The organism is Aquibium microcysteis (assembly GCF_014495845.1).
GTDB classification, from domain to species: Bacteria; Pseudomonadota; Alphaproteobacteria; order Rhizobiales; family Rhizobiaceae; genus Aquibium; species Aquibium microcysteis.
This window is the reverse complement of sequence record NZ_CP061080.1, coordinates 1986761-2000521: the sequence shown is the minus strand read 5'-3', so window position 1 is coordinate 2000521 and position 13761 is coordinate 1986761. Positions and strand designations below refer to the sequence as shown.

Here is a 13761-nt window from a genome sequence, read left to right as displayed (position 1 = left end):
GGTACGATCCGTCTCGTTCTGCGGCCTCCGTCTACGCACGCCGCGACAGGCGCCGGCCCGTCCGGACGCGACCGATCCGAGCGCCGGCGCATCGTCGAATGTGACCTGACGGGGATGCCGTGCCACAAAAAAGCGCGAAAGAACCGTGATAGCGTTGTTCCTACGGGACGGGTATGATTTATGGCCACGGGTGCCCGCCAGCGCTCGCGCCAGAGGGAATTGAGCCAACGATGATCTACAAGCGGACTGCCGGACGGGCTCGATCGATCATGCTCGCAGCGCCGATGGTGGCGGCGGGACTTCTCATGTCGGGCTGCATGTCCGAGAAGGATCTCGACCTGACGAGCTACGTCGAGGACGTCGAGCCCGCGGACGTTCTCTACAACCAGGGCCTCGCCAACCTCGAAGCGGGGCGTCTGAAGGAAGCGGTCGCCAAGTTCCAGGCGATCGACCGGCAGCATCCCTATTCTGAATTCGCGCGGAAATCCCTGGTGATGACGGCCTTCGCCCAGTACCGCCAGGGCAATTACGAGGACTCGATCGCCAACGCATCGCGGTTCGTCAACCTGTACCCCTCGCATCCGGATGCCGCCTACGCGCAGTACATCGTCGGCCTGAGCTGGTTCCGCCAGATCCGCGACGTGACACAGGACCAGAAGGAGGCCCGTCGCACCGTCGAGGCGATGGAAGAGGTGATCACCCGCTGGCCCGATTCGCAGTATGTCGAGGATGCGAAGGCCAAGAAGCGCTTCGCCCGCGACCAGCTGGCCGGCAAGGAGATGCAGATCGGTCGCTACTACCTGGAGCGCCGCGAATATATCGCCGCCGTGAAGCGGTTCCGCTACGTCGTCGAGGTCTATTCCGACACCCGCCACGTCGAGGAGGCGCTGGCCCGCCTGACGGAGACGTATTACGCCATGGGCCTCGTCTCGGAGGCGCAGACGGCGGCGGCCGTGCTCGGCCACAATTATCCGGACAGCCAGTGGTACCGCGACTCCTACAAGCTGCTGCAGACGGGCGGTCTCGAGCCGCGCGAGAACCGGGGCTCGTGGATCTCCAAGGCCGGAGCCCTGCTGGTCGGCAGCTGACCGGCGCGGAACGCGCATGCTGGTCCAACTGTCGATCCGCGATATCGTCCTGATCGAGAAGCTGGACATCGAGTTCGCGCGCGGCCTGTCGGTGCTGACTGGCGAGACGGGCGCCGGCAAGTCCATCCTCCTCGATGCCCTTTCGCTCGCCCTCGGCGGGCGCGGCGACGCTTCGCTGGTCCGTCACGGTTCGGCTCAGGGGCAGGTGACGGCCGTCTTCGACGTGCCTCCCGGCCATCCGGCCCGCCGCCTGATCGCCGACAACGCCATCGAGGACGAGGGCGACATCCTGCTTCGCCGCGTCCAGAACGCCGACGGGCGGTCGCGGGTCTTCGTCAACGACCGGCCGGCGAGCGTGGCGCTGATGCGCGACATCGGCCGGGCGCTGGTCGAGATCCACGGCCAGCACGACGAGCGCGCCCTGGTGGACACGGATGCGCATCGCGACGTGCTGGACCAGTTCGGCGGCCATGGCTCTGCTGTCGCTGCGGTGCGCAAGGCTTTCGCCGACTGGCGGCATGCCGAGCAGGAACTCGCCCGGCACCGCGCCCGCGTCGAGGCCGCCGCCCGCGAGGCCGACTATCTGCGCGCTTCCGTGGCGGAGCTGACCAAGCTCGATCCCCGCGAGGGAGAAGAGACGGAACTCGCCGGCGTGCGCGGCCAGATGATGAAGGCCGAGAAGATCGCGTCCGACATCGGCGAGGCGCAGGAGGTGTTCTCCGGCAACCAGTCGCCGGTTCCGGTGCTGGCCGGCCTGTTGCGGCGGCTCGAGCGCAAGGCGCAGGAAGTGCCGGGTATGCTCGACGACGTGGTGAAGTCACTCGATGAGGCTCTCCTCTCGCTCGACGCCGCGCAGACGGGCATCGACGCTGCCATGCGCGCCTCCGAATACGATCCCCGCGTGCTGGAGCAGACCGAGGAGCGGCTGTTCGCGCTGCGCGCGGCCGCCCGCAAGCACAACGTCGCCGTCGACGCGCTGCCGGCGCTCCGCGACCGAATGACCGCGGACCTCGCTGATCTCGACGCGGGGGAGGAGCGGCTTGGCGGACTGGAGAAGGCTGCTCGGGAGACACGGTCGGCCTATGATGCGGCGGCCGCGTCGCTGTCGGCGCAGCGGCGCGAAGCCGCGGCGGCGCTGGCCGGCGCGGTGATGGCCGAGCTGCCGGCGCTGAAGCTCGAGCGCGCGGCCTTCCTCGTCGAGCTGGCCACCGAGCCGGACGACCGACGCGAGGAGGGGATCGACCAGGTGGAGTTCTGGGTCAGGACGAATCCGGGCTCGCGGCCCGGGCCGATGGCCAAGATCGCCTCCGGCGGCGAGCTGTCGCGCTTCCTGCTCGCGCTCAAGGTGGCGCTGGCCGACCGCGGCTCGGCGCCGACGCTGGTCTTCGACGAGATCGACACGGGTGTGGGCGGCGCCGTCGCGGACGCCATCGGCGCGCGGCTGGCGCGGCTCGCCGAGCGCGTGCAGGTCTTGTCGGTGACGCATGCGCCGCAGGTCGCCGCGCGCGCCGCGACGCATTTCCTGATCTCGAAGTCCGGAGGCACGGACCGCGTCGCCACCGGCGTGGCGCAGCTGCCGCGCCCGGCGCGGCAGGAGGAGATCGCCCGCATGCTCGCCGGCGCGACGATTACCGACGAGGCCCGCGCGGCAGCGGGGCGGCTGCTGGCGGAGACGGAGTAGGGGGGGCGGACCGAGACATTCTTCCGGCTCGTCGCGGGGCTGTGGCGCCAGAGGCCACCAAATAGGCGGGCCGCCGACGTACATCTCGAACGTCTGCGGGTTCCCCGGACAGGTCCGGGTGTGGCGAAGGTGAGGAGGCGCGAGAATCTCCAGCCCGTGGGCCTCAGCCTGCGTCACGATCCGGCCACCGCACGCGCCACGTCATTCCGGGGCCGCATAGCGGAACCCGGAATCCAGAGTTGCGACCGAGGCGGAAATGCGCGGCGCTCGCGCCCCACCTTGCGTCCCCGGCGCTCTGGATTCCGGGTTCCGCTGCGCGGCCCCGGAATGACGCCGACGAGGGGGGCGCTCGCAGGAGCCGGTCCCGTGCCATCCGACACCACTCGGACCGTTCGTATCCGGCGCAGCGGTGCCGACGATTCCATCTGCGTCCTTGTGCAGGCTGCCGCCGGGACGGAGAAGGAACCCGCTGGCAGCATCCTCCTTGCGGCCTCTTGAACCCATCGCCCGTGGCTGCACATAGTCGATCCCTCGCAGACAATCCGGATTCCCCGCCATGACCCTTTCCGCCAAGCCGGTCGAGACGCTGACGCTCGAAGAGGCCGCCGCCGAGGCGAAGCGGCTTACGGCCGAGGTGGCGCGCCACGACGCGCTCTATCACGGCAAGGACGCGCCGGAGATTTCGGACGCCGACTACGACGCGCTGCGCCGCCGTCTGCTTTCGCTGGAGGAGGCCTATCCGGAACTGGCGAGCGAGGCGTCTCCGACGCGGACCGTGGGTGCTGCGCCGTCCGGCACCTTCTCGGAAGTGCGGCACGCGCGGCCGATGCTGTCGCTGGACAACGTCTTCTCCGACGAGGACGTGGCGGATTTCGTCGGCTCCGTGCGGCGCTTCCTGTCGCTGTCGGCCGAAGCGGAACTCGTCTTCACGGCCGAGCCGAAGATCGACGGCCTGTCGATGTCGCTGCGTTACGAGAAGGGGCGGCTGGTGGCGGCGGCAACGCGCGGCGACGGCACCACGGGGGAGAACGTCACCGCCAACATCCGCACCATCGACGAGATTCCGGACGAACTGCCGGCCGGCGTGCCCGACGTGATCGAGGTGCGCGGCGAGGTCTACATGCGCCGCGACGATTTTCTGGCGCTCAACGCCCGCATGGTCGAGAACGGCCAGCCGGCCTTCGCCAATCCGCGCAACTCGGCCGCCGGCAGCCTGCGCCAGAAGAATCCGGAGGTGACGAAGTCGCGGCCGCTGAAGTTCTTCGCCTATGCCTGGGGCGAGACGAGCGCGCCGCTGGGGACGACGCAGTACGACGCCGTGCAGACTTTTCGCGACTGGGGTTTTCAGACCAACGACCGGATGGCGCGCTGCGCGTCGCTGGGGGAGATGCTGGTGCACTATCGCCGCATCGAGGCCGAGCGCGCGGCGCTGCCCTACGACATCGACGGCGTGGTCTACAAGGTCGACCGGCTCGACCTGCAGGAGCGGCTCGGCTTCCGTTCGCGCTCGCCGCGCTGGGCGACCGCGCACAAGTTCCCAGCCGAGAAGGCGACGACGGTGGTGGAGCGGATCGACATCCAGGTCGGCCGCACCGGGGCGATGACGCCGGTGGCGCGGCTGGCGCCGGTGACGGTCGGCGGCGTGGTCGTCACCAACGCCACGCTGCACAACGAGGACTACATCCGGGGGATCGGCAATTCCGGGGAGCGCATCCGTCCGGAGGGACACGACATCCGCGAGGGCGACACGGTGATCGTGCAGCGGGCGGGCGACGTGATCCCGCAGATCCTCGACGTGGTGACGGACAAGCCGCGCGGACCCGTTCCCTATGCCTTTCCGCACACATGCCCGGTCTGCGGCAGCCATGCCGTGCGCGAGGAAGGCGAGGCGGTCTGGCGCTGCACCGGCGGGCTGATCTGTCCGGCGCAGGCGACGGAGCGGCTGCGCCACTTCGTCTCGCGCAACGCCATGGACATCGAGGGGCTCGGCGAAAAGCAGATCGAGTATTTCTTCACCACCGACAAGGCGGCGCAGAAGATCGCGACGCCGGCCGACATCTTCACGCTGCGGAGGCGGCAGGAGGAACTGCCCGACACTCTGGAGGGCTCGCTGCAGCGGCTGGACAAGGTCGAGGGCTTTGGCGAGGTGTCGGTGCGCAAGCTCTTCGCGGCCATCGACGAACGGCGGCTGGTGGCGCTGTCGCGCTTCCTCTTCGCGCTCGGCATCCGCCATGTCGGCGAGACCAACGCCAAGCGGCTGGCGCGGCATTTCCTGTCCTTCGCCCGGCTGCGGGAAGCGGCGGAGAGGGCGGTGGCGCCGCAGGGCAAGGGCGACCCGGGCAGCGAGGACTGGCGCGAGATCGTCGGCGTCAACGGCATCGGCGACGTCGTCGCCCAGGCGCTGGTCGACTTCTTCGCCGAGGACCACAACAGGAAGGCGGTCGACGACCTGATCGGGGCCGGCGTGACGCCGCTCGACGAGGAACCGGTCGGTGCGGTGTCGTCGCCCGTCGCCGGCAAGACCGTGGTCTTCACCGGGGCGCTGGAACGGATGTCGCGCGACGAGGCCAAGGCGATGGCCGAGCGGCTGGGCGCCAAGGTCGCGGGCTCGGTATCGAAGAAGACCGACCTGGTGGTGGCCGGGCCCGGCGCCGGTTCGAAGCTCAAGCAGGCAACCGACCTCGGCATCGAGGTGATCGACGAAGACGCCTGGTTCGAACGCGTCGGCGGGTGAGGGGGAGAGGGCTCGTTCCGGACACTCGAGGGAGGAGCGGCGCGAGACGCCGGCGAATCGATCCGACCCGGACGGCAAAAAACGGCGTTGCACGCGGGCCGGCGACTGTGTATGAAGCCGCTCGCGCCTAGGGGTATAGCTCAGTTGGTAGAGCGGCGGTCTCCAAAACCGCAGGTCGCAGGTTCGAGCCCTGCTGCCCCTGCCAGCGCCAGGCGCCGGTTAGGTGGCCGTCGCCGGCACATGCGATCGTCCGGAATGCGAGCCGCATCGTCACGCTGAGCCGGGGCCGGATGTCGCTGCTGTCCGGGAACAATTTCCACATCCGCCCTTGCGTGCCGATGGAATCGGCTTTATATCGCGACATCCAGACAAGCGGTGCGTGGAGCCACGATCGGCTTTACGTGCCTTTATTGCATGGGCGGATGATCGCTTTCCGGCAAGTGGTTGTTCCTCATGAAAAGGCAGGTTTCCCGTTTCGCGGGACGATCGAGAAGACCCGGTCCACGGGTTCCTGAAAGCAGAGCGGCAGATGGCGTCGAAGACTTCGAATCCCTTCACCTTCCTCCAGCAGGTGCGTCAGGAGACGGCGAAGGTCACGTGGCCGTCGCGCCGCGAGACCCTCATTTCCACCATCATGGTCCTGGCATTCGCGTTCATCGCCGCGATCTTCTTCTTCGCCGCGGACCAGATCATGGCTCTGGGCGTCGAGCTGATACTCGGCATCGGTCGATAACGCCGGCGACTAAGGAGAGCACCTGACATGACTGCGCGGTGGTACATCGTCCACGCCTATTCGAATTTCGAGAAGAAGGTCGCCGAGGACATCGAGCATCAGGCCAAGCGCAAGGGCCTGTCCGACCAGATCGAGCAGATCGTGGTCCCGACCGAGAAGGTCGTCGAGGTCCGTCGTGGCCGCAAGGTCGATTCGGAGCGCAAGTTCTTCCCCGGCTACGTGCTGGTGCGGGCGAACCTGTCCGACGCCGTCTTCTCCCTGATCAAGAACACGCCGAAGGTCACCGGGTTCCTCGGCGATTCCCGTCCGGTGCCGATCACCGATGCGGAGGCCGACCGCATCCTGCACCAGGTGCAGGAGGGCGTGGAGCGGCCCAAGCCCTCGATCACCTTCGAGATCGGCGAGCAGGTGCGCGTCTCCGATGGCCCGTTCGCCTCGTTCAACGGCTTCGTCCAGGAAGTGGACGAGGAGCGTTCGCGCCTCAAGGTCGAGGTGTCCATTTTCGGCCGCGCCGTGCCGGTCGATCTGGAGTTCGGTCAGGTCGAGAAGGGCTGACCACAGGGATCCCGCCCGGCTGCCGCCGGCGGGTGAAGCGGGGCCTTCGCCCCGATTCGAATGGGTGGGAGGAAGACGGTGGCTGAAGCCGGCCCCGGATCCGCACCACCCGACTGCAACCGCCGGATGAGGCCGGCACAACAAGGGCAGAAGAGAAATGGCTAAGAAGATCGTGGGCCAGCTCAAGCTCCAGGTCAAAGCGGGATCGGCGACTCCGTCGCCCCCGATCGGCCCGGCGCTCGGTCAGCGTGGCATCAACATCATGGAGTTCTGCAAGGCGTTCAACGCCCAGACCCAGGAGATGGAAAAGGGTCAGCCGACCCCGGTGGTCATCACCTACTACCAGGACAAGTCGTTCACCTTCGTGATGAAGACGCCCCCGGTGAGCTACTTCCTCAAGAAGGCCGTCAATCTGCAGTCCGGCTCCAAGGAGCCCGGCAAGGTGAAGGCGGGCGAGATCTCGCGCGACAAGATCCGCGAGATCGCCGAGAAGAAGATGAAGGATCTGAACGCCAACGACGTCGATGCAGCGATGCGCATGGTCGAAGGTTCCGCCCGTTCGATGGGCCTCGAGGTGGTGGGGTAAGATCATGGCCAAGAAGATCGCCAAGCGCGTCGCCAAGTCCCGCGAGGGCGTCGACGTCAACAAGGCCTACGACCTCGCCGAAGCCGTGAAGATGCTCAAGGAGCGCGCCACGGCCAAGTTCGACGAGACCATCGAGGTCGCGATGAACCTCGGCGTCGATCCGCGCCACGCCGACCAGATGGTCCGCGGCGTCGTCAACCTGCCGAACGGCACCGGCCGCACCGTGCGCGTGGCCGTGTTCGCCCGCGGCGCCAAGGCCGAGGAAGCGACCAAGGCCGGTGCCGACGTGGTGGGTGCCGAGGACCTCGTCGAGATCGTGCAGAAGGGCGAGATCAATTTCGACCGCTGCATCGCGACCCCGGACATGATGCCGCTCGTCGGGCGCCTGGGCAAGGTGCTCGGCCCGCGCGGCATGATGCCGAACCCGAAGGTCGGCACCGTGACGATGGACGTCGCGGCGGCCGTCAAGGCGTCCAAGGGCGGCGCCGTCGAGTTCCGCGTCGAGAAGGCCGGCATCATCCATGGCGGCGTGGGCAAGGCCTCGTTCGAGATCGACAAGCTGGTCGAGAACGTTCGTGCCTTCGCTGACGCGGTGATCAAGGCCAAGCCGGCGGGCGCCAAGGGCAACTACGTCAAGCGCGTGGCCCTGTCCTCGACCATGGGCCCCGGCCTGAAGATCGATCCGGCGACGCTCACCGTCGCATCCTGACGGGTCGAGGGAGGCGGTACGGCCTCCGGCAAAGCGAATTCCGGGCCCCAGGGCCCGGATGCGCGGATGGAAAACCATCCGCATTCCTGTCCGAGATTGCAGGCGGACCGGTTCACGCCGGTCCTTAATCCGATCGGGTCTGCATGAGACGGGGTCGAGCCGACGAGAGAGCGAACGCGTCGCTTTCGAGAAGGTTTCGAACCGTGTGTGCCTTTTGTCAGCACGTGCGTCCGGATCACGGTCCGGCGGGCGAGGCGAAAGGGGACAGGATCCTCGAGCGCCGCTCGGGCGATCCTTCTGGATCGTCCCGGCCGGCAAAAGGCAACCCGGCAGTTCCTCCCCCCGGAGGGGCCGCCAACTGGAGATAGGCAGTGGACAGAGCGGAAAAACGCGAACTCGTCACGGACCTGAACGGAGTCTTCCAGACTTCCGGCTCGGTGGTCGTGGCCCACTATGCCGGCATCACCGTTGCGCAAATGAACGATCTTCGCACGAAGATGCGCGCAGCCGGCGGTACCGTCAAAGTCGCGAAGAACCGTCTCGCCAAAATCGCTCTTCAGGGCACGCCGTCAGAATCGATCCAGGGCCTGTTCACCGGACAGACCCTGATCGCCTATGCGGAAGATCCGGTCGTCGCGCCGAAGATCACATCCGAGTTCGCCAAGGGGAATGACAAGCTGGTCATTCTCGGTGGCGCGATGGGTGCGACCTCGCTCGACATCGAAGGCGTGAAGACGCTTGCGACGCTCCCGTCGCTCGACGAACTCCGCGCCAAGCTGGTGGGGATGATCTCCACGCCGGCAACCCGGATCGCCCAGGTCGTCAATGCGCCGGCAGCGCAGCTTGCCCGCGTGTTCGGCGCCTATGCCCGGAAGGACGAGGCGGCATGAGGCCGGTCCTCGGACATACAAACACACGTTCGAACACATTCTCACTGAAGGAACACAACAATGGCTGATCTCGCCAAGATCGTAGACGACCTTTCCAGCCTCACCGTCCTCGAGGCGGCCGAGCTGTCGAAGATGCTCGAAGAGAAGTGGGGCGTTTCCGCCGCCGCTCCGGTGGCCGTGGCGGCTGCCGGCGGTGCCGCCGCCGCTGCTGCTCCCGTCGAGGAGAAGACCGAATTCGACGTCGTGCTGGTCGAGGCCGGCGCGCAGAAGATCAACGTCATCAAGGAAGTCCGCGCCATCACCGGCCTGGGCCTCAAGGAAGCCAAGGATCTGGTCGAGGGCGCGCCGAAGCCCGTCAAGGAAGCCGTGTCCAAGGCCGACGCCGACAAGTTCAAGGCCCAGCTGGAAGCAGCCGGCGCCAAGGTCGACCTGAAGTAAGCGACCGCGTGAAGGCGGACGGGCCCGTCCCGTCCGCCGACCCCGCCCGAGGGGAACTCTCGTCGGGATGCGTCCGGGAACCCATTTCCTGACGGCCGGAAACCGGCCTTCCGGAAAAGGGTTTTCACCTGTTTAGACTACCGCCGCATCTTCGGCGCGGCGGCGAACGACAAGCCAGTATGGCAGCAAGGAGCGACGATGGCCCAGACCCACACGTTCAACGGTCGCAGGCGCGTACGCAAGTTCTTCGGAAAGATTCCGGAAGTTGCGGAAATGCCGAACCTCATCGAGGTTCAGAAAGCATCCTATGACCAGTTCCTCATGGTGGAGGAGCCGGAGGGCGGGCGGCCGGACGAGGGACTGCAGGCCGTCTTCAAGTCCGTGTTCCCGATCTCCGACTTCTCGGGCGCCTCGATGCTGGAATTCGTGAAGTACGAGTTCGAGCACCCGAAGTTCGACGTCGACGAGTGCCGCCAGCGCGACCTGACCTTCGCCGCGCCGCTGAAGGTGACGCTGCGCCTGATCGTGTTCGACATCGACGAGGACACGGGCGCGAAGTCGATCAAGGACATCAAGGAGCAGGACGTCTACATGGGCGACATGCCGCTCATGACGTCGAACGGCACCTTCATCGTCAACGGCACCGAGCGCGTCATCGTTTCGCAGATGCACCGGTCTCCTGGCGTGTTCTTCGACCATGACAAGGGCAAGTCGCATTCGTCGGGCAAGCTCCTGTTCGCCGCGCGCGTCATTCCCTACCGCGGGTCCTGGCTCGACATCGAGTTCGATTCCAAGGACGTCGTGCATGCGCGCATCGACCGCCGCCGCAAGATTCCGGTGTCGTCGCTCCTGATGGCGCTCGGCATGGACGGCGAGGAGATCCTGGCGACCTTCTACAACAAGATCGCCTTCGAGCGCGACGGCGACGGCTGGCGCGTTCCGTTCTCCGTGGACCGCTTCCGCGGCCGCAAGGCGGTGACTGAACTCGTCAACGCCGACACGGGCGAGGTCGTGGTCGAGGCCGGCAAGAAGATCACGGCGCGCCAGGCGCGGCAGCTCGCCGAGAAGGGCCTCAAGTTCATCCGCGCGACCGAAGACGACGTCTACGGCAGCTACCTGGCCGAGGACGTGGTCAATCCCGAGACGGGCGAGATCTTCCTCGAAGCCGGCGACGAGATCGACGAGAAGTCGCTGAAGGTCCTGCTGGGTGCCGGTCAGGACGAGATCCAGGTGCTCGACATCGACCACGTCAACGTGGGCGCCTACATCCGCAACACGCTCGCCGTCGACAAGAACGAGAGCCGCCAGGACGCGCTGTTCGACATCTACCGCGTGATGCGTCCCGGCGAGCCGCCCACGCTCGAGACCGCGGAGGCGATGTTCAACTCGCTGTTCTTCGATGCCGAGCGCTACGACCTGTCGGCCGTCGGCCGCGTCAAGATGAACATGCGCCTCGAACTCGACTGCCCGGACACCGTGCGCGTGCTGCGCAAGGAGGACATCCTGGCCGTCGTCCGCACCCTGGTGGAGCTGCGCGACGGCAAGGGCGAGATCGACGACATCGACAATCTCGGCAACCGCCGCGTCCGCTCGGTCGGCGAACTGATGGAGAACCAGTACCGCGTCGGCCTGCTGCGCATGGAGCGCGCGATCAAGGAGCGCATGTCGTCGATCGAGATCGACACCGTCATGCCGCAGGACCTGATCAACGCCAAGCCGGCGGCGGCTGCCGTGCGCGAGTTCTTCGGCTCCTCGCAGCTGTCGCAGTTCATGGACCAGACCAACCCGCTGTCGGAGATCACCCACAAGCGCCGCCTGTCGGCGCTCGGACCCGGCGGCCTCACCCGCGAGCGTGCCGGCTTCGAGGTGCGCGACGTGCACGTCACGCATTACGGCCGCATCTGCCCGATCGAGACGCCGGAAGGCCCGAACATCGGCCTGATCAACTCGCTCGCCACCTTCGCCCGGGTCAACAAGTACGGCTTCATCGAGAGCCCGTACCGCAAGATCATCGACGGCAAGGTGAGCCACGAGGTCGTCTACCTGTCGGCGATGGAGGAGGCCAAGCACTACGTCGCGCAGGCCAACGCCGTGCTCGACGCGGAGGGCAGCTTCACGGAAGAGTTCGTCATCTGCCGCCACGCCGGCGAGGTGATGATGACCCCGCGCGAGAACGTCGACCTGATGGACGTGTCGCCCAAGCAGATGGTGTCGGTGGCCGCCGCGCTGATCCCGTTCCTCGAGAACGACGACGCCAACCGCGCGCTGATGGGCTCGAACATGCAGCGCCAGGCGGTGCCGCTCGTCCGTGCCGAGGCGCCGTTCGTCGGCACCGGCATGGAGCCGATCGTGGCGCGCGATTCGGGCGCGGCGATCGCGGCGCGCCGCACCGGCATCGTCGACCAGGTGGACGCGACCCGTATCGTCATCCGCGCGACCGAGGATCTCGATCCCGGCAAGTCGGGCGTCGACATCTACCGGCTGATGAAGTTCCAGCGCTCGAACCAGAACACCTGCATCAACCAGCGTCCGCTGGTGCGCGTGGGCGACCGGATCGAGAAGGGCGACATCATCGCCGACGGTCCGTCGACGGATCTCGGCGATCTGGCGCTCGGCCGCAACGTGCTCGTCGCGTTCATGCCGTGGAACGGCTACAACTACGAGGATTCGATCCTGCTCTCCGAGCGGATCGTGTCGGACGACGTGTTCACCTCGATCCACATCGAGGAGTTCGAGGTCGCCGCACGTGACACCAAGCTCGGACCCGAGGAGATCACGCGCGACATCCCGAATGTGTCGGAAGAAGCGCTGAAGAACCTCGACGAGGCCGGCATCGTCTACATCGGCGCGGAAGTTCAGCCGGGCGACATCCTGGTCGGCAAGATCACGCCGAAGGGCGAGAGCCCGATGACGCCGGAAGAGAAGCTGCTGCGCGCGATCTTCGGCGAGAAGGCGTCGGACGTGCGCGATACCTCCATGCGCATGCCGCCCGGGACCTTCGGTACGGTCGTCGAGGTTCGCGTCTTCAACCGCCACGGCGTGGAGAAGGACGAGCGCGCGATGCAGATCGAGCGCGAGGAGATCGAACGCCTCGCCAAGGACCGCGACGACGAGCAGGCGATCCTCGACCGCAACGTCTATGCGCGCCTGGTCGACATGCTGAACGGCAAGGAAGCGATCGCCGGCCCGAAGGGTTTCAAGAAGGGCAGCGTCCTCTCGAAGGCGGTGCTCGACGACTATCCGCGGTCGCAGTGGTGGCAGTTCGCGCTGGAGGACGAGAAGCTCCAGGGCGAGCTCGAGGCGCTTCGGGCACAGTACGACGATTCCAAGAAGGCGCTCGAGCAGCGCTTCATGGACAAGGTCGAGAAGGTGCAGCGCGGCGACGAGATGCCCCCCGGCGTCATGAAGATGGTCAAGGTCTTCGTCGCCGTGAAGCGCAAGATCCAGCCGGGCGACAAGATGGCCGGCCGTCACGGCAACAAGGGCGTCGTGTCGCGGATCGTGCCGGTGGAGGACATGCCGTTCCTGGAGGACGGGACGCATGCCGACATCGTGCTCAATCCGCTCGGCGTGCCGTCGCGCATGAACGTGGGCCAGATCCTCGAGACCCATCTGGGATGGGCCTGCGCGGGCATGGGCCGCAAGGTCGGCGACCTGCTGGAGGCCTATCGCAGCGGCGGAGACATCAAGCCGCTGCGTGCGACGCTCGAGGAGCTGATCCCCGACAACGACCGCAACGAGCCGGTGCGCCGCTACGACGACGAGAGCGTCGTGCGTCTCGCCGACCAGATGAAGCGCGGCGTCTCGATCGCCACGCCGGTGTTCGACGGCGCCAACGAGGCCAACATCAACGCGATGCTGGAGCAGGCGGGCCTGCATTCGAGCGGCCAGTCCGTGCTCTATGACGGCCGCACCGGCGAGCCGTTCGACCGCAAGGTGACGATGGGCTACATCTACATGCTCAAGCTTCACCACCTCGTGGACGACAAGATCCACGCGCGTTCGATCGGGCCCTACTCGCTCGTCACCCAGCAGCCGCTGGGCGGCAAGGCGCAGTTCGGCGGCCAGCGCTTCGGCGAGATGGAGGTCTGGGCGCTCGAAGCCTACGGTGCGGCCTACACGCTGCAGGAGATGCTGACGGTCAAGTCGGACGACGTGGCCGGGCGCACCAAGGTGTACGAGGCGATCGTGCGCGGCGACGACACGTTCGAGGCCGGCATTCCGGAGAGCTTCAACGTTCTCGTCAAGGAAATGCGCTCGCTGGGCCTCAGCGTCGAGCTGGAGAACAGCCGGTTCGAGGACGGTCAGGCACGTCTGCCCGACGCCGCGGAGTAATTGCTCCGGGTG

The 13761-nt window shown here is 66.9% G+C and carries 11 protein-coding genes and 1 tRNA gene; all 12 read left to right on the top strand.

Annotated features, from left to right (window positions below):
• The first annotated feature begins 230 nt into the window (after positions 1 to 230).
• The 12 genes from IAI54_RS09195 (at position 231) to rpoB (ending at position 13749) form a co-directional block, all read left to right on the top strand.
• A complete protein-coding gene (locus IAI54_RS09195; protein WP_187972055.1) occupies positions 231 to 1088 on the top strand; it encodes an outer membrane protein assembly factor BamD in 858 nt (285 codons plus the stop codon).
• A gap of 16 nt (positions 1089 to 1104) precedes the next feature.
• A complete protein-coding gene (recN, locus tag IAI54_RS09190) occupies positions 1105 to 2769 on the top strand; it encodes a DNA repair protein RecN (protein ID WP_187972054.1) in 1665 nt (554 codons plus the stop codon).
• A gap of 556 nt (positions 2770 to 3325) precedes the next feature.
• Positions 3326 to 5503, top strand: a complete 2178-nt coding sequence (gene ligA, locus IAI54_RS09185; protein ID WP_187972053.1) for an NAD-dependent DNA ligase LigA — start codon at positions 3326 to 3328, stop codon at positions 5501 to 5503.
• 129 nt (positions 5504 to 5632) lie between these two features.
• A tRNA-Trp gene (locus tag IAI54_RS09180) sits at positions 5633 to 5708 on the top strand.
• A gap of 85 nt (positions 5709 to 5793) precedes the next feature.
• On the top strand, positions 5794 to 6018 hold the full coding sequence (locus IAI54_RS09175) for a hypothetical protein (protein WP_187972052.1): 225 nt from the start codon (positions 5794 to 5796) through the stop codon (positions 6016 to 6018).
• Between the two features lie 14 nt (positions 6019 to 6032).
• A complete protein-coding gene (gene secE / locus IAI54_RS09170) occupies positions 6033 to 6236 on the top strand; it encodes a preprotein translocase subunit SecE (RefSeq protein ID WP_187972051.1) in 204 nt (67 codons plus the stop codon).
• 27 nt (positions 6237 to 6263) lie between these two features.
• On the top strand, positions 6264 to 6791 hold the full coding sequence (gene nusG / locus IAI54_RS09165; RefSeq protein WP_187972050.1) for a transcription termination/antitermination protein NusG: 528 nt from the start codon (positions 6264 to 6266) through the stop codon (positions 6789 to 6791).
• Positions 6792 to 6948: 157 nt separating this feature from the next.
• Positions 6949 to 7377: a 50S ribosomal protein L11 gene (gene rplK / locus IAI54_RS09160; protein WP_187972049.1), complete on the top strand. Its 429-nt coding sequence runs from the start codon at positions 6949 to 6951 to the stop codon at positions 7375 to 7377.
• A gap of 4 nt (positions 7378 to 7381) precedes the next feature.
• On the top strand, positions 7382 to 8086 hold the full coding sequence (rplA, locus tag IAI54_RS09155) for a 50S ribosomal protein L1 (RefSeq protein WP_187972048.1): 705 nt from the start codon (positions 7382 to 7384) through the stop codon (positions 8084 to 8086).
• A 371-nt stretch (positions 8087 to 8457) separates the two neighbouring features.
• Positions 8458 to 8976 (top strand): 50S ribosomal protein L10, encoded by a 519-nt coding sequence (gene rplJ / locus IAI54_RS09150; RefSeq protein WP_187972047.1) that lies wholly within the window; start codon positions 8458 to 8460, stop codon positions 8974 to 8976.
• A 60-nt stretch (positions 8977 to 9036) separates the two neighbouring features.
• Positions 9037 to 9414 carry a 50S ribosomal protein L7/L12 gene (gene rplL, locus IAI54_RS09145; protein WP_187972046.1) on the top strand — a complete coding sequence of 126 codons (378 nt, stop codon included), beginning with the start codon at positions 9037 to 9039 and terminating at the stop codon, positions 9412 to 9414.
• A 198-nt stretch (positions 9415 to 9612) separates the two neighbouring features.
• On the top strand, positions 9613 to 13749 hold the full coding sequence (gene rpoB / locus IAI54_RS09140; protein ID WP_187972045.1) for a DNA-directed RNA polymerase subunit beta: 4137 nt from the start codon (positions 9613 to 9615) through the stop codon (positions 13747 to 13749).
• Positions 13750 to 13761 lie beyond the last annotated feature (12 nt).